This window comes from Providencia sp. PROV268 (assembly GCF_028477805.1).
Taxonomy (GTDB): domain Bacteria; phylum Pseudomonadota; class Gammaproteobacteria; order Enterobacterales; family Enterobacteriaceae; genus Providencia; species Providencia stuartii.
This window is the reverse complement of sequence record NZ_JAMPLW010000005.1, coordinates 290,266-311,953: the sequence shown is the minus strand read 5'-3', so window position 1 is coordinate 311,953 and position 21,688 is coordinate 290,266. Positions and strand designations below refer to the sequence as shown.

The 21,688-nt window shown below is 39.7% G+C and carries 19 protein-coding genes; 7 read left to right on the top strand and 12 right to left on the bottom strand.

Translation table 11 applies throughout. The annotated features are described in order from the left end of the window. Window positions 1–401: 401 nt before the first annotated feature. Window positions 402–1,154 carry a YciC family protein gene (locus PR699_RS05080; protein ID WP_014656057.1) on the top strand — a complete coding sequence of 251 codons (753 nt, stop codon included), beginning with the start codon at window positions 402–404 and terminating at the stop codon, window positions 1,152–1,154. Between the two features lie 72 nt (window positions 1,155–1,226). On the opposite strand, the gene PR699_RS05075 is transcribed toward PR699_RS05080, so the two are convergent. Beyond that, a complete protein-coding gene (locus PR699_RS05075) occupies window positions 1,227–2,948 on the bottom strand; it encodes a SulP family inorganic anion transporter (RefSeq protein ID WP_041704982.1) in 1,722 nt (573 codons plus the stop codon). A 228-nt stretch (window positions 2,949–3,176) separates the two neighbouring features. Here PR699_RS05075 and PR699_RS05070 point away from each other — a divergent pair, with 228 nt between their 5' ends. Further along, window positions 3,177–3,752, top strand: a complete 576-nt coding sequence (locus PR699_RS05070) for a septation protein A (RefSeq protein ID WP_004920227.1) — start codon at window positions 3,177–3,179, stop codon at window positions 3,750–3,752. Window positions 3,753–3,795: 43 nt separating this feature from the next. Here PR699_RS05070 and PR699_RS05065 read toward each other — a convergent pair whose 3' ends face one another. Beyond that, window positions 3,796–3,990: a YqaE/Pmp3 family membrane protein gene (locus tag PR699_RS05065; protein WP_004920230.1), complete on the bottom strand. Its 195-nt coding sequence runs from the start codon at window positions 3,988–3,990 to the stop codon at window positions 3,796–3,798. Between the two features lie 288 nt (window positions 3,991–4,278). Here PR699_RS05065 and yciA point away from each other — a divergent pair, with 288 nt between their 5' ends. Then, window positions 4,279–4,695, top strand: a complete 417-nt coding sequence (yciA, locus tag PR699_RS05060) for an acyl-CoA thioester hydrolase YciA (RefSeq protein WP_004920237.1) — start codon at window positions 4,279–4,281, stop codon at window positions 4,693–4,695. Between the two features lie 88 nt (window positions 4,696–4,783). Here the strand turns inward: yciA and PR699_RS05055 are convergent, their stop codons facing one another. Then, entirely contained in the window at window positions 4,784–5,521 is a 738-nt protein-coding gene (locus PR699_RS05055; RefSeq protein ID WP_004920238.1) for a TonB family protein, read from the bottom strand. A 125-nt stretch (window positions 5,522–5,646) separates the two neighbouring features. Next, complete coding sequence (locus PR699_RS05050) at window positions 5,647–5,820, bottom strand: YciY family protein (protein WP_004920240.1); 174 nt, start codon at window positions 5,818–5,820, stop codon at window positions 5,647–5,649. Window positions 5,821–6,136: 316 nt separating this feature from the next. On the opposite strand from PR699_RS05050, the gene cls reads away from it, so the two are divergent. After that, window positions 6,137–7,597 (top strand): cardiolipin synthase, encoded by a 1,461-nt coding sequence (gene cls, locus PR699_RS05045; protein ID WP_004920244.1) that lies wholly within the window; start codon window positions 6,137–6,139, stop codon window positions 7,595–7,597. Between the two features lie 21 nt (window positions 7,598–7,618). Next, a complete protein-coding gene (locus tag PR699_RS05040; protein WP_014656059.1) occupies window positions 7,619–7,951 on the top strand; it encodes an HI1450 family dsDNA-mimic protein in 333 nt (110 codons plus the stop codon). 188 nt (window positions 7,952–8,139) lie between these two features. On the opposite strand, the gene oppF is transcribed toward PR699_RS05040, so the two are convergent. The 7 genes from oppF to PR699_RS05005 form a co-directional block, all read right to left on the bottom strand. Then, entirely contained in the window at window positions 8,140–9,141 is a 1,002-nt protein-coding gene (oppF, locus tag PR699_RS05035; RefSeq protein WP_004920250.1) for a murein tripeptide/oligopeptide ABC transporter ATP binding protein OppF, read from the bottom strand. After that, window positions 9,138–10,127 carry an ABC transporter ATP-binding protein gene (locus PR699_RS05030; RefSeq protein WP_014656061.1) on the bottom strand — a complete coding sequence of 330 codons (990 nt, stop codon included), beginning with the start codon at window positions 10,125–10,127 and terminating at the stop codon, window positions 9,138–9,140. The genes oppF and PR699_RS05030 overlap by 4 nt, the downstream gene beginning before the upstream one ends. 11 nt (window positions 10,128–10,138) lie before the next feature. Next, window positions 10,139–11,047, bottom strand: coding sequence for an oligopeptide ABC transporter permease OppC (gene oppC / locus PR699_RS05025; protein WP_014656062.1), 909 nt, complete (start codon window positions 11,045–11,047; stop codon window positions 10,139–10,141). A 15-nt stretch (window positions 11,048–11,062) separates the two neighbouring features. Continuing rightward, window positions 11,063–11,983, bottom strand: a complete 921-nt coding sequence (gene oppB, locus PR699_RS05020) for an oligopeptide ABC transporter permease OppB (RefSeq protein WP_004920256.1) — start codon at window positions 11,981–11,983, stop codon at window positions 11,063–11,065. Between the two features lie 78 nt (window positions 11,984–12,061). Next, window positions 12,062–13,702, bottom strand: coding sequence for an oligopeptide ABC transporter substrate-binding protein OppA (oppA, locus tag PR699_RS05015; RefSeq protein ID WP_014656063.1), 1,641 nt, complete (start codon window positions 13,700–13,702; stop codon window positions 12,062–12,064). A 92-nt stretch (window positions 13,703–13,794) separates the two neighbouring features. Further along, window positions 13,795–15,408, bottom strand: coding sequence for an ABC transporter substrate-binding protein (locus tag PR699_RS05010; protein ID WP_014656064.1), 1,614 nt, complete (start codon window positions 15,406–15,408; stop codon window positions 13,795–13,797). Between the two features lie 631 nt (window positions 15,409–16,039). Continuing rightward, the gene (locus tag PR699_RS05005) at window positions 16,040–16,684 is read right to left on the bottom strand and encodes a YchE family NAAT transporter (protein WP_014656065.1); all 645 of its coding nucleotides are present in this window, start codon (window positions 16,682–16,684) and stop codon (window positions 16,040–16,042) included. A gap of 494 nt (window positions 16,685–17,178) precedes the next feature. Between PR699_RS05005 and adhE the strand changes: the two genes are divergently transcribed. Continuing rightward, complete coding sequence (gene adhE / locus PR699_RS05000) at window positions 17,179–19,839, top strand: bifunctional acetaldehyde-CoA/alcohol dehydrogenase (protein ID WP_014656066.1); 2,661 nt, start codon at window positions 17,179–17,181, stop codon at window positions 19,837–19,839. 158 nt (window positions 19,840–19,997) lie between these two features. Here adhE and PR699_RS04995 read toward each other — a convergent pair whose 3' ends face one another. Continuing rightward, window positions 19,998–20,627, bottom strand: coding sequence for a thymidine kinase (locus tag PR699_RS04995; RefSeq protein ID WP_004920273.1), 630 nt, complete (start codon window positions 20,625–20,627; stop codon window positions 19,998–20,000). A 555-nt stretch (window positions 20,628–21,182) separates the two neighbouring features. On the opposite strand from PR699_RS04995, the gene PR699_RS04990 reads away from it, so the two are divergent. Then, the gene (locus tag PR699_RS04990) at window positions 21,183–21,593 is read left to right on the top strand and encodes an H-NS family nucleoid-associated regulatory protein (protein ID WP_004920278.1); all 411 of its coding nucleotides are present in this window, start codon (window positions 21,183–21,185) and stop codon (window positions 21,591–21,593) included. Window positions 21,594–21,688: the final 95 nt, after the last annotated feature.

Here is a 21,688-nt window from a genome sequence, read left to right as displayed (position 1 = left end):
CTGTGTTTATTATTTTGGTTTAAATATACCTTTTAATTTTATTTAATGTTCAAATCAAGATCACATCTTTTAATAAAGATAACCTAATCTGACTAAGTTGAATTTATTATTCCATTTATAATTTTTTTGATTTTGATGTAAATCAATTTTTGTTATATATACTTTAAAATAAGAATTGATTACCTCGCTTTTAAATTTAACACACCACTTAAAGTTGTATTTAAAATATCCCTTAATAAAGATAGTAAAAATAAATGAAATCGCCTTTGCTAATCAGCCTTCACGCTGACTGCTCCTTTTTTGCTCACCCCCAGTCTTTTCTGATCTTTCTCTACCTATGCGATAGATACTCAGTTACAATCAGCTAAAATTTTATCCCGTTTGTAGATAGGAGCAGTTACATGTCCATTTCGGCCAACTCACTCATCAATGATAGTGTGAATTTTTTCAAAAATCAGTTAGGTGGCCTATTCACAATAGCGCTGTTAGCAGCTGTTGTGAGCGTTATTATTTACGCTATATTGATACCCGATCCACAACTCTTTGTGACTTATCTTGAATCTCTTAAAAAACTCACTGAAGTAGGGAGTCAGGGCGCCCAATACTGGTTGGAAAATATGACAGATCAAGAAAAAAATGCGATCATCCATGTTTTCTTTGGTACACTCCTCCCCACTATCTTAGGTAGCACCATATTAATTTGTGGGGTTTTATCCTATATCAACCGTCTTTCACGTGGTGAAGATATTACTGCTATGCAAGCCCTATCCTCATCATTGCCAAAAATCCCTTCTATTTTTTTACTCGTCCTCATTTGCTCTTTGCTTGTGCAGATAGGGATTAACTTGTTTATCGTTCCTGGGGTTCTTCTTGCAATTGGCTTTTCCTTAGCCCCTGCCGTGCTAATCAGCGAAAATGTGAGTCCATTTAGCGCAATAGGTAAAAGCTGGAAAATAGCCTATGCAAATTGGCGTATCATCTTACCTATGATTATGATTTGGCTAGCATCACAAATGCTGGTCGCTTTACTTTTTAATATGTTTGAACTGAATTATATCGTATCTAACGGGATTTCATTTTTTGTCAATAACCTGATTGCAGCCTTTGTCCTGCTTTATTTTTTCCGCCTATATATGCTGGTGAATCTCAAATAGTGTTGTTCACTGGCACCATAAAAAAACTGCACCTAGTTATTATTAGGTGCAGTTTTTCATTTTAAATCGAAACTAGAGCGTAACTTGTTCTTCCATCTCTTTTATCTGTTTTTGTTGCTTACTTTGGATCAAACGGATAGCAAAATAGATATCAGGTACGACTAACAGATCATCATCTGAGCGACTAATTTTATTTTTCTCTAGCCAACTGTTGATTGATGTTCTTCTCCCCGCGAGTACTAACGTCACTCCTTTTGCCTTTAATCCAGTCACGATATCGTTCAAGGCCGAAAAAACACTCACATCATTATGAGTGAAACTAACAGCAGCATCGACAATCACCCATGCAGGACGTTTAGGCTGGTTATCCAAATGCTTATTTAAACGCTCTTTAAAATAGTTAACGTTAAAATAGGTCAATGGAGAGTTAAACCGGTAGATAAGCACGTCTTCAACAGGTTGAACGCCATTATCTTTAGAAATCGAATGCAACATTCCTTGGTCATCGACCCCTAACAATTGGTCTGTTGGGCGAAAAATAACCCTGATAAATTGTAATAATCCCAGTAAAACTGCCAATCCCACGCCGTTAATCAACCCTGCCACCAGCACTGCACCTAACGTAAAAATGCTCAGTGTAAAGGCTTGCTTATTACGTTTACGCATCGATAAAATATTACGAAAACTAAGTAGTGACCATGTCGATACAACCAGTACCATTCCCAACGCTGGCATTGGGATGTACTCTAATAGATCAACCGAAAATAAAAGTACGATTAAAATAGCTAACGCCGCAACAATAGAGACGAGTTGGGTTTTACCCCCCATCATATCATTAACGGCAGTACGGCTGCTGGCGGCACTTACAGCAAATCCTTGTGACAACGCTGAGGCGAGATTTGCCATTCCCAATGCTCGTAACTCTTGATCGGCATCGACAGAATAGCCATTTTTACTTGCAAAACTTCTTGCCGTCATCATAAAACTAACAAAGCTAATAACGGCTAAGTTAAGTGACGGAGTGATCAGGTCACGCATTAAACCAGGATCAAACTGCGGCATTGGAATAAAAGGTAACCCCTCACCTAAATCCCCTACAATACTGATACCATATTTTTCAATATTAAATACATAACTGACCAAGGTTGCCAAAACCATTGCAATTAATAGTGATGGCCACAGATTACGTACTTTTTTGATCACAATGATAACCGCGAGCGTCGCAACTGACATCAGTAACGTAGGAATATGACTATCTAATAGCGCGGTAGGAAACGCCACCAAACGTTCAATAAAACCGCTCGGTAACTGAGTAATACCAAATATTTTCCCTATCTGGCTGACAATAATAGTTAATGCGACTCCATTTAATAACCCTTGCAAAATAGGTCGTGATAAAAAATCAGCAAAAGTTCCTAACCTAAATCGTGCGGCAATTAAACACCAAATCCCTGTCATCAAACTCATGACAATTATCAATTGCCATCGCGTCGCATCATCCCCCATGGCTAAAGGACTGACCGCCGCAGCGATTACCGCACAAGTCGCCGCATCGGGACCAATAATTAACTGTTTAGATGTGCCAAATAATGCGTAGATAATCATTGGAAAAACACAGGCATATAACCCTATAATCGCGTTTATTCCCATGAGTTCGGCGTACGCAATTGCAACAGGCAAAGCGACTGCAGCAACCGATAACCCCGCTTTTATATCAGGACCAAAATCAGCAAAACGATAATTAAATAACGTTTCTAAGCCGGGCATCCAGACAAACAGTCTCGCCTTTATCATTGTCGGAAAACTCTCTAAAAATTAATGAGTTAAATTATTATAAATACTATATATATCCGATATATTAAAGATTATCTATCACTTATCTCAAATAAAAGTAAAATAGTGCAAATATGATTGGTAACAAAGCATGTTTATTGGTAAAAAGAAGCAAATTTTTAACAATTAGCGCAAAAATCAGTTAAACTACCTCATTATTTTTTATGCAAGGCTTCGGTAACCACGGTTATGAAACAACTTATTGATTTTATCCCTCTGGTGATATTTTTTATTGTCTATAAAATTTATGGTATCTATTATGCCAGTGGTGCTCTATTAGTAGCGACGCCTCTTGCGTTACTCGCAACTTATTTAATTTATAAGCACGTCGAAAAAGTGGCCAAAATCACCTGTCTGATTGTGATGATTTTTGCTTCTCTCACTCTTATTTTCCACACGGATTCTTTTATAAAGTGGAAGGTGACCATTATCTATGCACTGTTTGCACTGGCATTATTGATTAGCCAATGGTTTACTGAAAAACCATTAATTCAACGTATGTTAGGCAATAATCAAGAAATTAGGCTGCCAGACAACATTTGGGTCAAGTTAAATAGTGCATGGGTGATTTTCTTTATTGCATGTGCTGCGCTGAATGTTTATATCGCATTTTGGTTGCCTTTAGATGTTTGGATGAATTTTAAGGTATTCGGTTTAACCGCTGGCACTCTGATTTTTACTGTGCTCAGTGTGATTTATATTTATAAAAATATGTCCAAAGAGCCTAGAGAGCAGCCAACAGAACAATCTAAAGAAGAAAAATAAACATATTCAATAAAAAAACCTGCAAGAGCAGGTTTTTTTGTCTTTAACGTCCTTTACCTAATGCTTGTTCGATTTTCTTATCTGTATTGTATTGCGATAATGCATACACTGACCAAATCGCTGCTGGAAGCCAACCGATTAAAGTAATTTGTAAGATCAGACAAATAATACCTGCAAATGGGCGACCAATAGTAAAAAATTGCAGCCACGGTAGCAAAATTGCCAATATTAATCTCATGTCACCTCTCCACTACAGACTTAAAAACCTAAGATATCGCCATTGTAGACAGTCAACTTTCAATATGAAATATAAAAAACACTTCTTGCAGTTTCTTTGCATTTTTTTAGTCTATTACATTGATTATGTTTATGGTTTACCCTGCATAATAAACAATTAAAGCTCCCCTTTGCTGTTTTTGGCAGCAATGAAGTCGTCGAAACATGATTCATCGTGACGAATACTCTGAATCTAGTTTATGATAAAAAACGAATTTGAATCGTTTTATATTTTGATAAAGAGTTTGATATGCAATTACCAAACGGGGAATTAGTTCTACGTACTTTAGCTATGCCTGCCGATACAAATGCAAATGGGGATATTTTTGGCGGCTGGCTAATGTCTCAGATGGATATAGGTGGCGCGATATTAGCCAAAGAGATCGCGCTGGGTCGTGTGGTTACTGTGGCGGTGAATGGTATTAAATTTCAAAAGCCCGTCGCCGTAGGTGATGTGGTATGTTGTTACGCTCGTTGCTTAAAAACGGGCAAAAGCTCCATTACCATTAATATTGAAGTATGGGTTAAAAAAGTGGCAACGGAGCCTGTAGGCCATCGTTATCGTGCAACCGATGCCGTTTTTACCTATGTTGCCGTTAATGATGATAATACACCTCGTGAATTGCCAAAAGAGAAACAGCATTTTCAGTTAGAAAGCACTGAATAGCGCCTGCATATCTATCGCCCTTAACGATAAAACCCCCACAACACTCTCTGTTATGGGGGTTTATTTAGAGTCTATTTTGATTATTGCTTTAAACTTGGCTCACCGTACCATCAATTTTAAAGTAGATTTCTGTGACATAACCTTTTGCTGGAAGTTTTTCAAAAACCCAACGGTTCATCGCGCGTTTTACATCACGTTCAAATAAACCTTTAGGTGAAGATTCTACAAATTCAATATTCGTAACGCGGCCATCTTCAGTGATGTCATAACGTACTTTAACATAGCCATCTTTACCTAAGCGACGAGCGCGGTCTGGGTATGCAGGTGCCTGCTTGCGTAGCGCTTTAGGGCCACGACGCTCTGACGATTGAGCACTGTTCGTTGCCCCCTTGTTATTCGCCATGACGTTGGTATTCGATTTAGGTGCCCCTGCGTTAAGATTAGATAACGGTTTCAGATCATTTTTCGCTAACTGTTTCTCAACAGGTTTAACATCCTTTTTGATTTCACGCTTTTCTTCTTTCTTAGGTTTTGGTTTTTTCTTAACTTCAGGTTTCTTTTCTAGCGCGATCGCAGGTTTTACAACAGGCTCAGGCTCAACAATCGGCTCGGGTTCAGGTTCTGGCTCGGGTTCCGGTTCGGGTGCAGGTTGAGGCTCAGCGGCAGGCACCTCCGCTGGTTCATCTGATTCAAACGAGACCATGGCAACCGTTATTGGCTCCACCACAGGGGGCATTTTCGGTTGATTGAAAATCCATGCCATAGCAAGCCCTGCGTGAATAGACAATGAAATGATAATAATAAGAGGCCAACGGATCCAACGCATAAGAATTTTCTACCCTACGACTTTAAACCTTAAGAATATGACTGATAGTTTAAATGCAAATAGCAATCATATTCAATAAGGTTTGTCACTCAAAGCGAAAATTGTGAAACCGGACCTCAATCTTTTCACTCACTCCACTGGGTAAATAGCAAGGAGCGACGGCGTTTGTAGATATCAAATTTTCTTATCGCGTAAATAGTCATATTGCGCCTTGAGTGCCCTTCAAGCCAGCGACGACGGCGACGTAATGATTGTCTCAACATCCGCCAGCGACCAACTTCATGCCTACTACGTCTCATTTTTCTATCCTTTTATTACTGAGTTTAACTACGTATGAAATTGGCAAAATATTATAGACCTTTGGTCACGCTAGCCAAGAAATACCTGTCATTTGATAAAAAAACCGTTCGAATAACGATGCTCATGATGCTAAAGGGGAACTTATAAATAGAATTAATTGTTTTTTCACCATTAATCTATAAGATTTAGCAAAGCTTTTACGATGAATGTTTGCTAAATTCTATCAGTGTTAGCATCAATTTTTATTTTTTATCAAATCTGTTTCATTTTTTGACTATTTTTACACTCTCCAATTTGTGAGGCATGTAATCGATTATGGCAACTGTGTATACGCTATTGAGCTGGTTATTATTTTTCGTCTATTGGCTAGTCATTGCAGCAATTACCGTTCGAATCCTTGTTAAACGACGCCCTGTCACTTCAGCGATGACCTGGTTACTGATCATCTACATTCTGCCATTGGTCGGTATCATTGCTTATATTGCCTTCGGTGAGTTGCATTTAGGTAAACGGCGGGTTGATAAAGCGCAACAGATGTGGCCCTCTGTGGCAACTTGGCTCGAAAATTTACGTCACTCTAAACACATTTTTGCCACTGAAAATAGTCCTGTTGCCGAGCCACTGTTTCAATTGTGTGAGAAACGGCAAGGTATTGCTGGCGTTAAAGGCAATCGAATTCAATTGATGACCACTTGTGAAGAGTCATTAAAATCGATTGTCAATGATATCAATAATGCACAGCACTCAATCGAGATGGTATTTTATATCTGGCAACCCGGGGGATTGGTAGATGGTGTCACTGAAGCCCTACTCAATGCCGCTAAGCGAGGTGTCAAATGCCGTATTATGGTTGACTCGGCGGGTAGCTGGCATTTCTTCCGTAGCGATTACCCCGATAAAATGCGTGCGGCAGGTATTGAGTTTATCGAATCCTTAAAAGTCAATTTAATGCGTTTTTTCTTACGCCGCATGGACTTGCGTCAGCACCGCAAAATTATCGTGATTGATAATTATATTTCATATACTGGAAGTATGAATATGGTTGACCCTCGCTACTTTAAACAGGATGCAGGGGTCGGTGAATGGGTGGATATCCTTGTGCGTATGGAAGGCCCTGTCAGCACGACATTAGGTATTGTCTACGCCTTTGACTGGGAAATGGAAACGGGGCAACGTATTTTGCCACCACCCCCAGACACGAATATTATGCCATTTGAGCAAGCTAACGGTCACACCACTCAAATGATTGCATCTGGGCCAGGGTTCCCTGATGAGTTGATCCAACAATCACTGATGACGGCTATTTTCTCTGCCCGCAAACAGCTTATCATGACGACCCCTTATTTCGTGCCGAGTGATGATCTATTGCACGCGATTTGTACTGCTGCCATGCGCGGAGTTGATGTGAGTATTGTTATGCCAAGGCAAAATGATTCATTTCTCGTGCGCTGGGCAAGCCGTTCGTTTTATACTGAACTACTTGAAGCTGGCGTGAAAATTTATCAATTTGAAGATGGCCTGCTACACACTAAGAGCGTTCTGGTCGATGGTGAACTAAGCCTCGTTGGTTCCGTTAACTTAGATATGCGAAGCTTATGGCTGAATTTTGAAATAACTGTTGTGATTGATGATAAAAACTTTGGTAGTGACCTTACTCTTGTTCAATATGATTATATCGCACGTTCCACACGCCTTGAGATAGAAGAGTGGGAGCAACGGCCTTTCTGGAACCGAGTTGTTGAACGTTTATGCTATTTCTTTAGCCCGTTATTGTAATTTTTTATTTTAGGAACTGTCATGACTAAGCCACAATCCATTAAACTTATTGATGAAGATGAAATCATTGAGATAGCCTATGACCTGTTCCTTGAGCAAGCAATGGATAATTTAGAGCCAGCCGATCAGGTTATTTTTGCATTGCAATTTGAAGAGTGTGGCGCGGCTGAAATTGCTCCTCTCAGCCAACATTGGCAGGATGTTATTCAGCCTGATTTTGATTTAGATACATTGAGTGAAGTGATTATTGGGTTGGCGCAATCCGATGACGATGAAATTGCTGACATTTTTGCCCGCATTTTAATTAGCCGCCATCCAGCCCAACCTTTTCACCATATTTTATGGAAGCGCTAGTTTCGTTAAACATGCCGCGATGAAGATATAGCAACCTGCTATTAAAAATAATCGTGAATTTAAATTCGCTAACCGCGCCCTAGCCTTTGAGTTAGGGCGCGATTTTTATGGTCAATATCAATAAATGGTCCCAAGAAAAATGCCAGTCAGCATCACTAACTGGCATTCTAACTAGGCATACAAATCCGTTATAGTGGATCGACTTTTAAACAAGATACCGCATGTTTAAAGCTCCCTTCTAATAAAGGTTTTGTTTTAGCACAGCCTTCATCAGCAAGTGGACAGCGAGTTCTAAATACACAACCTGAAGGCGGATTAATGGGTGACGGCAGTTCCCCTTCAAGTAATTCAATGGTTTTATTTTTTTCCTTGTCAGGATCAGGAACGGGTACCGCAGACATTAGTGCTTTGGTATAAGGATGAAGTGGATTGTTATACACTTCATCATAGGTGCCTAATTCAACGGCATTTCCCAAATACATCACTAATACACGGTCAGAGATATGTTTGACGACCGCGAGGTCATGGGCAATAAATATTAAGGATAGGCCCATTTCCCTTTGAAGCTCTTGTAATAAGTTAACGACTTGCGCTTGAATAGAGACATCAAGTGCAGAAACAGGCTCATCACAAATGACCAGTTTAGGCTCAAGGATCAATGCCCTTGCTATCCCAATACGCTGGCACTGCCCCCCTGAAAATTCATGGGGATAACGGTTAATCAGATTAGGTAATAACCCTACCCGCATCATCATTTTTCTGACCTTTTCGATCACTTCAGATTGCGGCATTTTTGGATTATACGTTTTCAGTGGCTCGGCAATAATGTCGCCTATCGTCATGCGAGGGTTCAGCGATGCCAAAGGATCTTGGAAAATCATTTGAATATCGCTACGTATATCCCGCCACTGTTTTTCATTTAATCCTAATAAATTATTCCCCAGCCAGCTCACAGAGCCGCCTGTCGATTTTACTAGGCCAATAATGGCACGTGCGAAAGTTGATTTCCCGCACCCTGACTCCCCAACAACACCTAATGTTTCGCCTTCATACAGACGTAACGTCACGCCATCAACAGCTTTTAAGCTTTTATCAGGCTGCCAGAACCACTGTTTTTTATCTCGAATAGAGAAATGCACTTTTAAATCATTGACCTCGAGCAAAACTGGCCTATTTTCATGTTGTGTCATACCAGCTCCTCCAGCGGCTTAAAGCAAGCTCTTAATCGACCCGCTGAAAATGCATTCAGCTCAGGCTCTTGTTCAATACATTGTGCATTCGCATATTGGCAACGTGGCGAGAATGGGCAGCCTTTTGGTAAGCGCAATAAGTTAGGAGGGTTACCCGCTATGGTCGCTAGGCTTTCATCATCGCCATCCAAACGCGGCACTGCGGCAAGTAGCCCTAATGAATAAGGATGAGAGGGTTGATAGAAAATATCTCGGGCTGAGCCATACTCCATAGTGCGCCCCGCATACATCACTAACACTTTGTCACACACGCCTGCGACGACACCTAAGTCATGGGTGATCAAGATAATAGCGGTATCAAACTCTTTTTTCAGTTCATTTAACAGAGTCATGATTTGTGCTTGAACCGTGACATCTAACGCGGTTGTCGGCTCATCGGCAATCAATAACTTAGGCTGACACAATAACGCCATCGCAATCATAACCCGTTGACGCATCCCCCCAGAAAACTCATGGGGATACATATTCATTCGTTTACGTGCTTCTGGCATTTTAACGGCATCTAACATGCGAACAGATTCCTCAAATGCCTCTTGCTTACTCATCCCTTTATGTAGCATTAACACTTCAGATAATTGTGTGCCAATCTTTAAATATGGATTGAGAGAGGTCATCGGGTCTTGGAAGATGATAGAGATTTCTTCCGCACGCATCTTATTTAACGCTTTTTCTTTTAAATTTAAAATTTCACGTCCGTTAAATATCGCTGAGCCACCTATTTTGCCGTTACGCGCTAACAGCCCCATTAATGCGAATGCTGTTTGTGATTTTCCTGAGCCTGACTCACCGACAATACCCAGTGTTTCGCCAGCACGTAGTTCAAAATTCAACTTATTGACTGCGGTGACATCACCATCAGGAGTTGAAAAGGTCACATTGAGATCTTTTACACTCAAGAGAGGGTTAGATGATTGAATATTAGACATAATAGCTCCCTCTAACGGTCTTTCGGGTCGAGGGCATCACGTAAACCATCGCCGATAAAGTTAAAACAAAACAGAGTTACTACTAGAAAACCCGCGGGGATCAGTAATAGCCATGGCGTCACTTCCATTGAGTTTGCCCCATCACTCAATAACGCTCCCCAGCTACTAAGCGGCTCTTGTGTCCCTAACCCTAGAAAGCTTAAAAATGATTCAAATAGGATCATACTTGGCACCAGTAATGACGCATACACCACAACCACACCTAATACATTAGGAACGATATGGCGCAAAATAATATGACGCGTACTCACCCCACAAACTAAAGCAGCCTCAATAAACTCTTTGCGTTTCAGTCCTAAAGTTTGCCCACGAACGATACGCGCCATATCCAGCCAAGAAACCATCCCTATCGCAACAAATATCAATAAGATATTTGTACCAAAGAGTGTTACCAACAAGATCACAAAAAACATAAATGGAAATGAGTTTAAGATCTCCAACAAACGCATCATGATGGAGTCCACTTTCCCGCCAACATAACCTGCAATAGAGCCATATAAGGTACCAACAACCACAGCAACCAATGCAGCAGCCACCCCTACCATCAGAGAAATTCGTCCACCAATCGCTACCCTCACCAAAAGATCACGGCCAGAGGCGTCGGTGCCAAAATAGTGACCACTTGCCAAATCAGGAGGCATCGACATCATTTCCCAATCAGTATCATCATATAAAAAGGGAGATAACATGGGGGCAAAGATGACAAATAAGGTGATCAAAAATAGGATAAAGAGGCTAAAAATTGCCGCTCGGTTATGCATAAACCGACGTCGTGCATCCTGCCATAAACTGCGCCCTTCAATATCTAATTGCTCAGAAAGCTTTTCCAGAGCTTCACTATTTTTTTGATTTAATAACATAGCGTTCTCTCCGGACTAATAGCGAATTTTCGGGTCGATAACGGCATACAGCACATCGACAATAGCGTTAAAGGTAATCGTTAATACGCCAACTAAGATTGTTAGGCTAAGCACCAAAGAGTAATCACGGTTCAACGCGCCATTAACAAACAATTGCCCTATACCTGGTAAACCAAAGATAGTTTCAATAACCATCGAACCCGTAATAATCCCCACAAAAGCAGGCCCCATATAAGAAAGCACAGGGAGTAATGCTGGTTTTAAGGCATGTCGTAAAATGATCGTACGCAGTGGTAAGCCTTTTGCGCGTGCTGTACGAATAAAGTTGGAATGCATGATTTCAATCATGGAGCCACGCGTAATACGCGAAATACTTGCAATATAAGCTAGTGATAATGCCACCATCGGCAAAATCATATGTTTGAGGTTACCACCATCCCAGCCACCACCGGGGAGCCATTTCAAATGAATGGCGAATATCAGCACCAATAACGGTGCCACAACAAAGCTTGGGATGACAACCCCCGTCATGGCGAACCCCATGACTGTAAAATCCCATTTGCTATTTTGATTCAATGCGGCAATAACCCCCGCTGTCACACCAAAGAAGACGGCGACGATAAAAGCAGTTGCACCTAATTTCGCAGACACTGGGAAGGCTTTCGCCACTAAGTCGTTAACGCTGTAGTCTTTATATTTAAATGATGGACCAAAGTCACCTTTAGATAATTGAACTAAATAGCTGAAATACTGTTTATACATAGGGTCATTCAGATGGTATTTCGCTTCAATATTTGCCATAACTTCAGGTGGTAATTTACGTTCCCCCGTAAAAGGGCTGCCTGGTGCTAAACGCATCATAAAAAATGAAATTGTAATAAGAATAAAAAGTGTCGGGATCGCTTCAAGTAAACGCCGTAAAATAAATTTTAACATTGCCCTTTCCTACTTCCGTTGCTTAGTCGGACCAATAATCATATTGTTATCCGGCTCCGAAGAGCCGGATTATTATTGTTAGTGCTTGATAATATAAAGGTCTTTTGTATGCAGGTTGTCTAGCGGGTCTTTTCCTGTATACCCACCTACATACGGCTTAACTAAACGAGTATTAACATAGTAATAAAGAGGCACAACAGCGGAGTCTTTATCTAGGATTTTTTCTGCTTTATTGTACAAATCAGAACGTTCTTCATCTGTTTTCACTTGCAAAGTCTGCTTCATCACCGCATCAAATTCTTTGTTCTTATAGTGAACCGTATTATTACTACTATTAGACAGTAACATATTGAGGAAGGAAGACGGTTCATTATAGTCAGCACACCATCCTGCACGTGCGACATCATAAGCACCTTGGTGTCGGCTATCTAAGAAGGTTTTCCACTCTTGGTTTTCCAATTTCACTTCTGCGCCGATATTTTTCTTCCACATTGATGATGCAGCAATGGCAATACGTTTATGTAAATCGGAGGTGTTATACAGCAGGTTAAATTTCAACGGATTTGATTTATTATAACCAGCCTCTTCAAGTAGCTGTTTCGCTTTTTCATTGCGTTGCTCTTGCGTCATGTTGGTATACCAATCCGGTTTTTCAGTTTTCATGCCACTGGTAAATGGCGGTGTGAAACCATATGCCGGAATATCCCCTTGAGCCTTCACTTTATAGGTGATCACATCCCTATCCATTGATAGCTTCAATGCCTCTCTGACTCGAGGGTCATTAAATGGCGGTTTTTCGTTATTAATTTCGTAGTAATAAATGCACAGATATGGGTTCACGCGTAACTCATTAGGCATGCTTTTTTGTAGGCTCTTAAATTGCTCAATTGGTAAATTGCTATAGGTCATATCAATTTCACCGCTGCGGTAGCGGTTAACGTCAGTCACCTCTGAAGAAATCGGCAAGTAGGTCACTTGATCGATAATGGTATTAGCGTTATCCCAATATGTTGGACTACGCTCAAGAACGATACGTTCGTTAACGGTCCAATCTTTTAGTTTATAAGCACCATTGCCTACAAAGTTTTGTGGTTGCGTCCATTTAGCGCCATATTTCTCAACCACTTTTTTATTAACCGGTGACATTGATGAGTGGATCATCAATTTGGGGATATAAGGAACCGCCTCACTTAACTCCAGCACAAGAGTATGATCATCCAATGCTTTAACACCCAGCTCTTCGGGTTTTTTCTTTCCGGTAATAATGTCATCGACATTCTTAATGTGTGCATATTGTAGATAGCTCGCATAAGGAGAAGCGGTATCAGGGTCAACGATACGTTGGAAACTATAAACGAAGTCTTGTGCTGTTACAGGGTCACCGTTTGACCATTTAGCCCCTTCACGAATTTTAAACGTCCACTCTTTAAAATCTTTATTTTCCCAACTTACAGCTGAGCCAGGTAAGATTTCACCATTAGGACCTACGACCGTTAAACCTTCAAAGAGATCACGCGCTAAAGCCGATTCAGGAACACCTTCAATTTTATGTGGATCTAGGGATTGAGGTTCAGAGCCATTATTACGGACTAACGTTTGTTTTTCTGCAAGTTCAACACCAGCAGGCACTGTAGCGGCAAAGCTGCTCGCTATCCCCCCTGTCATCAATCCAGCGGCAACACCTAAAGCAATCATGGTTTTATGAATGTGTTTACTCATTTTATCCGTTACTCCCATACCATATATTATGGTGACATTGTGGATTAATATGTTTACCCATTCGGTAAACTGTTTTTTTAATTATTTAATTACTATTTATTATCTTGATTTATATATAACCGTTTAATATCCATATTATCAAGAGGGTCTTTTCCTTTGAATCCACCAACCGAAGGTTTAATTAAACGCACACTGACCCGATAATAGACGGGAATAATCGCTGAATCTTGATCGAGTAGTGCTTCCGCCTGCTGATAGATTTGTTTACGACTGGCGTCATCTGGCGCGCTCAATGCCTTTTCTAACAAAGCATCGAATTCTGAGTTTTTATAAAATGCGGTGTTATTACTGCTATCTGACGACATAATATTTAAAAATGCCGATGGTTCATTATAATCAGCGCACCAAGTCGCACGCACAACATCATAGTTACCATCATGGCGACTCTGTAACGATGTCTTCCATTCTTGATTTTGTAAACTTACCTCGGCCCCAATATTTTTTTTCCACATTGAAGCTGCGACGATAGCCTGCTGTTTATTTTGATCGGATGTGTTATACAGAAGTGAGAATTTCAGTGGATTTTGCGCATTGTAACCCGCTTCTTCCAAAAGAGCCTTTGCACGCTGGTAGCGCTTTTCATTACTCCAATTTGCCCACTCTGGTGGGGAAAAATCGCCATTATTAATGAAAGTAGGTGTAAAACCATAAGCAACAATTTGCCCTTGTGCCATTATTTTATTCGTAATGGTTTCCCTATCTAACCCGAGCTTTATCGCCTCTCGTACTCTCGGATCGGTAAATGGTGGTTTGCTATTATTAATCTCGTAGTAGAACGTACATAGGTAAGGACGAATATATAATTCGTTCGGCCGTTCTATTTGCATTTTTTTATAAAGAACAGGCGGAATTGCGGAATTACTGATATCAATTTCACCGCTACGATAACGGTTTACATCACTCACTTCTGAAGAAATAGCTAAAAATGTCGCTTCATCAATTTTACTGTTTTGATTATTCCAATACTGTGGATTACGCTTCAAAACAATCCGTTCATTGACAACCCATTTATCTAATACATAGGCTCCATTGCCGATAAAATTTTTGGGCTGAGTCCATTTATCGCCATATTTTTCAATCGCCTTTCTGTTTACGGGCTTCATCGCCGTGTGATTAAGCATATCGATAAAATAAGGTACTGGATGGGTCAACGTGACTTGCAAATGTTTCTCATCCAACGCTTTCACACCAAGAGACTCAATTGGCTTTTTACCTTTTAAAATTTCAGAAGCATTCTCAATATAGGCATTTTGCAAGTAACTTGAGTAAGGAGAGCCTGTTTTAGGGTCGGCTAACCGCTGCCAGCTATACACAAAGTCTTGTGCAGTCACTGGTGTACCATCGCTCCACTTGGCATTATCTCTGAGAGTAAACACCCATGTAGTATAATTATCATTAGTCCAACTTTCGGCAACACCGGGTGTCACCTTACCATCCACATCCGTATAAACGAGCCCTTCAAGAAGATTAAGAATAATATTGCTCTCAGGGATCCCTTCGACTTTATGGGGGTCTAATGACGAAACCTCTGTGCCGTTATTAATGGTAATCGCTTGCTTAATCGACGCAGACACTGGATCTGCATTAGTGTGTAATGCAACTAAAAATATAGGTAGTGAATACAAACTCTTGGTAAAAAAATTCATTATCACCCTCAACGGTTATTTGGTTGCTACAACAAACTTCAGCATCCTATCTGGTTATTTTGTTTCGCGTCATACCCTGAAACTTAGAGTATTTCCCTTTGGATTAGTTTTAATAATCCACTTTTGGCCTCTCACATTTTTGTTACAAAATGTTAAAATTGTGTAATCACCCGCAAGCTAGACAAGCCTGTGTTAAACTAAAAGCGTTATGATTTTATTGTATAAATAGATGATTATTCTGTTATTCATCTATTCGCGCAATTGAGACTTGTTTAAACATATCATTAACATTGAATAAATTAAATAGCGCAAAAATTTACTTGGCTCACATTTCCTTACTTTTTATGCCTTATTTAGCAAAAAATGCGACATATTATTATAAGAAAAGGGAATTGAAATCAGCACAAAATAACAGCAGATTAGCAGGCAAAAGATAATCTATTTATGACTATCATTTAGTAGAATAACACCATCATTTTTTATTAGTGATACCTATAAGGTAAAAAACGATAATGGTGTTTATTTGTTTGGCGTTTTTTTAATCGGAATATTATTACTAATGTAATAGACACTTATAGATCACCATATAATAGTGATCTATGAGCAAGAGAATTAGTATGTCAAAAAATGATTATAGAAGACCGGGAAATATTGCTTTAACCCCCGTAACAATAAACTCTATTCCCAGAGACATCAGAAGCAGTCCCATAATTCGCGTCACCACGTTAATCCCTGTTTGCCCTAAGTAGCGAACAAGCAATGATGCCGAGCGGAACAGTAACCAACAGCAAAATGCAAACACAATACTTGTCAGCGCCAGACCGATAAAGTTTTGCCAACCATGCCACCGAGATGACCAAACGATACAAGAGCTAATTGCCCCCGGTCCTGCCATTAGCGGTAATGCAAGTGGTACTACCCCGATACTATCTCGCACTGCTGTTTCTGTTTTCTCTTGTTTATTTTGTTTGTCTTCACCGATTTTCCCACTGATCATCGACATTGCAATCGTTACAATTAATATTCCACCCGCAATGCGGAATGAATCGATAGAAATACCAAATACTTGCAGAATTGAATCGCCGATTAATAATGATGTACATAAAATGATAGCGACAGAAGTATTCGCTATCGTATTTGTTTTGTTACGCCCAGCGCTACTTTGATAATTAGTCATGCTAATAAACACAGGCAGAATTCCCACTGGGTTTACTAACGCAAAAAGACCAATAAAAAATTTTATATAGCCTGATAAATCAAGTAATCCTGCACTCACGCATCAGCACCTTTAAATAATCAGATTTAAGAAAATCACAGATAGTTAAAGTTTATCACTAAATAAATAAAATAGATTCTGCTAAGTTTTATTTTAGCGGTTACTGTTAGTTATTCGCTTAAACTTCATGCAAATAATATGATTTTTTAGCTCTTTTTATTCGTTATCAAAAAATATTGTGTCTAATTTCAACAAAAAACATGCATTCCCTCAAAATAGGCTTGCTGAAAGGAGTCAGCTTTGAATTTTTGTGATCTGGATCACATCAATAAACACAAATAATGCTAATCTATTCTTAACTGATAGAGGGAGTTAATTTAAGAAAAGTACGCTTTTCACCTTGTACTAAAAGCTTTTTAAGCCAATAAGCGGATAAATAAAATATGTTAATAAATATAAACTATAATTTATCTACTCAGTTTTTAGCGTTTTAATGTTTCAAGAAGCACTGCTCATTGGCTTAAAAAGTTTAACATTTATCAGGAGTAATCTCTATGTCAGTAACTAATGTTACCGAACTCAATGACCTCGTTGCTCGTGTCAAAAAAGCTCAGCGTGAATTCGCTAACTTCTCTCAAGAGCAAGTTGACCGCATTTTCCGCGCAGCAGCGCTTGCAGCAGCAGACGCACGGATCCCGCTCGCTAAACTTGCTGTAGAAGAATCAGGTATGGGTATTGTTGAAGATAAGGTGATCAAAAATCACTTTGCCTCTGAATATATTTATAATGCCTATAAAGACGAAAAAACCTGTGGCGTGCTTTCTGAAGACCCAACTTTTGGAACAATTACTATCGCTGAACCTATCGGTATTATCTGTGGTATCGTTCCAACCACTAACCCAACCTCAACTGCCATTTTTAAATCTTTAATTAGTTTAAAAACGCGTAATGCAATTATTTTTTCTCCGCACCCTCGCGCTAAAAATGCAACCAATAAAGCGGCAGAAATTGTTCTTAAAGCAGCTATCGAAGCTGGTGCACCGAAAGATATTATCGGTTGGATCGATGCACCATCGGTCGAATTATCTAATGCATTGATGCATCACGAGGATATCAACCTGATTTTAGCAACAGGTGGTCCTGGTATGGTGAAAGCGGCATACAGCTCCGGTAAACCTGCTATTGGTGTAGGCGCAGGTAATACACCGGTTGTTATCGATGAAACGGCCGATATCAAACGTGCTGTGGCGTCTATCTTGATGTCAAAAACCTTCGATAATGGCGTCATCTGTGCATCCGAGCAATCCGTTGTTGTCGTTGATGAAATTTATAATCAGGTTCGTGAACGCTTCGCGACCCACGGTGGCTATATACTGCAAGGTAAAGAGCTTAAAGCCGTTCAAGATGTTATCTTGAAAAATGGTAGTCTGAACGCAGCAATTGTTGGTCAAACTGCATATAAAATCGCTGAAATGGCCGGTGTTACTGTACCTGTAACCACGAAAATACTTATTGGCGAAGTCAAGGTAATTGCAGATTCAGAGCCATTTGCCCACGAAAAATTATCGCCACTCCTTGCCATGTATCGCGCTAAAAACTTTGAAGAGGCTGTAGACAAAGCCGAGCAATTAGTCGAAATGGGGGGTATCGGTCACACCTCTTGTCTATATACAGACCAAGATAACCAAGCTGAACGTGTTAATTACTTCGGCGTCAAAATGAAAACCGCGCGTATCCTCATTAATACGCCCGCTTCACAAGGGGGTATCGGTGACCTCTATAACTTTAAATTAGCGCCTTCTCTCACACTTGGTTGCGGTTCATGGGGTGGTAACTCAATCTCTGAAAACGTTGGACCAAAACATTTGATCAATACTAAAACCGTGGCGAAAAGAGCTGAAAATATGTTGTGGCATAAACTTCCTAACTCAATCTATTTCCGTCGCGGTTGTCTCCCTATTGCACTTGAAGAGATCGCAACGGATGGCGCAAAACGTGCATTTATCGTCACTGATGGCTATTTATTTAACAATGGCTATGTTGAAGAAGTGGTAAATGTACTGAAAAAACACCATATTGAAACCGACGTTTTCTTTGAGGTTGAAGCTGATCCTACATTAACGGTCGTCCGTAAAGGTGCCGCTCAAATGAACGCCTTTAAACCTGATGTCATTATTGCATTAGGTGGTGGCTCCCCAATGGACGCGGCCAAAATTATGTGGGTTATGTACGAACATCCAGAAACGCATTTTGAAGAATTAGCACTACGCTTTATGGATATCCGTAAACGTATTCACCGTTTCCCTAAAATGGGAGTGAAAGCAAAATTAGTTGCGATTACAACGACCTCAGGAACAGGCTCTGAAGTTACCCCATTTGCAGTGGTAACGGATGATAAAACAGGTCAAAAATACCCATTAGCGGACTATGCACTGACTCCAAATATGGCTATCGTCGATGCAAACCTTGTGATGAATATGCCGAAATCACTGACCGCATTTGGTGGTCTGGATGCTGTGACTCATGCGATGGAAGCCTATGTTTCTGTATTAGCGAATGAATACTCTGATGGTCAAGCATTACAAGCGCTTAGCCTATTAAAAGAGTACCTACCGACGAGTTATCATGAAGGGGCAACCAATCCTGTTGCAAGAGAGCGTGTCCATAACGCTGCAACCATCGCTGGGATTGCATTTGCAAACGCATTCTTAGGGGTTTGTCACTCAATGGCCCATAAATTAGGCTCTGAGTTCCACATACCACATGGATTAGCGAATGCCTTATTAATTAGTAACGTCGTTCGTTATAATGCTAACGATAACCCAACTAAACAAACGGCATTTAGCCAATATGACCGTCCACAAGCACGACGCCGTTATGCTGAAATAGCCGACCATTTAGGTTTAACAAAATCTAGCGACCGTACCGATGCTAAAATTGAAAAACTATTAGCATGGCTTGAGGAAATCAAAGCAGATTTAGGTATCCCTAAATCCATACGTGAAGCAGGTGTGCCTGAAGCAGACTTCTTAGCACGCGTTGATAAGCTCTCTGAGGATGCATTTGACGACCAATGTACCGGTGCAAACCCTCGCTATCCATTAATTTCTGAATTGAAACAGCTATTACTGGATTCCTATTATGGACGCGAATTCACTGAACAAACATCCACAACAACAGCAGCAAAAGTGGAAAAGAAAAGTTCAAAAAAATAGTTAGGTAGCTAATTAATAAGAGAGGCACTGATTTAAAACTCAGTGCCTCTCTTTTTTAATAAGGATAATAAATGATTATTATCCTTATAATTTTTATGGGAAAGTGACTTTCCCTATTACACGATTAACTTAAATCTACTTTTAATTGTTATACGCAATTAATTAAAGTGAATCGCTTTTTTGGGAATAATGCCTTGGTTCATTAACTTAGCCTGTTCGATGGCTTCTGTATAATGCTTACGGCAGACAGAAATATACTTCTCATTACCGCCTATATCGACCTGTGCCCCTTCGTAAAGAGGAATACCATCACTCCCTATCCTTAATACTTTATTGGCCTTACGGCCGCAATAACACACGGTTTTTAATTCAACTAATTTATCAGCCCAAGCTAATAAATATTGGCTTCCGACAAATAGTTCACCTGAAAAATCAGTTCTCAGCCCATAGCATAAAACAGGTATATCACTGTTATCGACAATATCGCATAACTCTTCAACTTGCTGTTTTGTTAAAAATTGACACTCATCAATTAAGACACAATGTACCTTTTTTGTGCTATTTTCATTTTTAATGACTTCCGCCATATTTGTGGTTGGCGTAAATAAAAGTGCATCCGCAGACAACCCAATACGCGATGAAACTTTACCCTGCGCAAAGCGATTATCGATTTCTGCCGTGAAAATCAGCGTACGCATCCCCCGCTCATTATAGTTATAAGAAGATTGCAACAAGGATGTCGATTTCCCTGCATTCATCGCAGAATAGTAAAAATATAGCTGAGCCATCAGCCTAGTTCCTCTAAATTAATAAACAAGATAATTTTACCATAAAACATGTCATTAGATTAACAGTCATCATCTGGAAGCACTTAAAAATACAGGCATCAAATAGAGATATCGCCATTGATTTTGCTAAAGCTTACCAATAGTAATCACTCTTTTCCCTCTTAAAACAGGTAAAATATCGAACTATCATTGGTAAAAATATAGCGTGCTCCCTAAAACATAGTACTAATTTACTGTATCAAAAAAAGAAAATTTACGTTTAGTCTCTCTTATTTGCTTCATTATCATGCCACTAATAACCTGATGTATTCTCGATGCGCCCTTCAAATTATAATCAAAAAAATTTCCAGCTAATTGAATCCGTTTTTCATTAGTTTGGATATTGATAATAGTGGTATATATATATCAGTGAAAAGTTAATATTTCTTTTGTAAAAAAATTGCTTTTACTAAAGATAACTTTTAAACTAATAGTGCAAATTAGCTATTGCAGAAAATAAAATAGCATTCTATTATTAGTGTACACAGGCCAACAATTAAATTTGAGACCAGGAAAATGAGCGAATCTTTAAAAGCATTAAATAACATCCGTACTCTTCGTGCTCAAGCAAGAGAAATTGCTTTAGAATCACTGGAAGAAATGCTGGAAAAATTAACTGTCGTTGTTGAAGAACGTCGTGAAGAAGAAAATCAAGTTCGTGCAGAGCAAGAAGAAAAGAACCGTAAGCTAGAAAACTTCCGTCAAATGGCAGAAGAGCAAGGTATTGATCTGAACGAACTGGTTCAAATTTTAGATACAGGTAAAGGCTCAAGCACTCGTGCTAAACGTGCTGCTCGCCCAGCTAAATATAAATACGTTGATGAAAATGGCGAAACTAAAACTTGGACTGGCCAGGGTCGTACCCCAGCAGTTATCAAAACCGCCATTGAAGAACAAGGTAAATCTTTAGACGATTTCCTAATCTAAGATCCATAACCTTATTCCCCAAAAACACCCTTATATAAGGGTGTTTTTTTTATCCTACATTTAAGTTTTATTATCACTTATGCCGCTATTAGCCA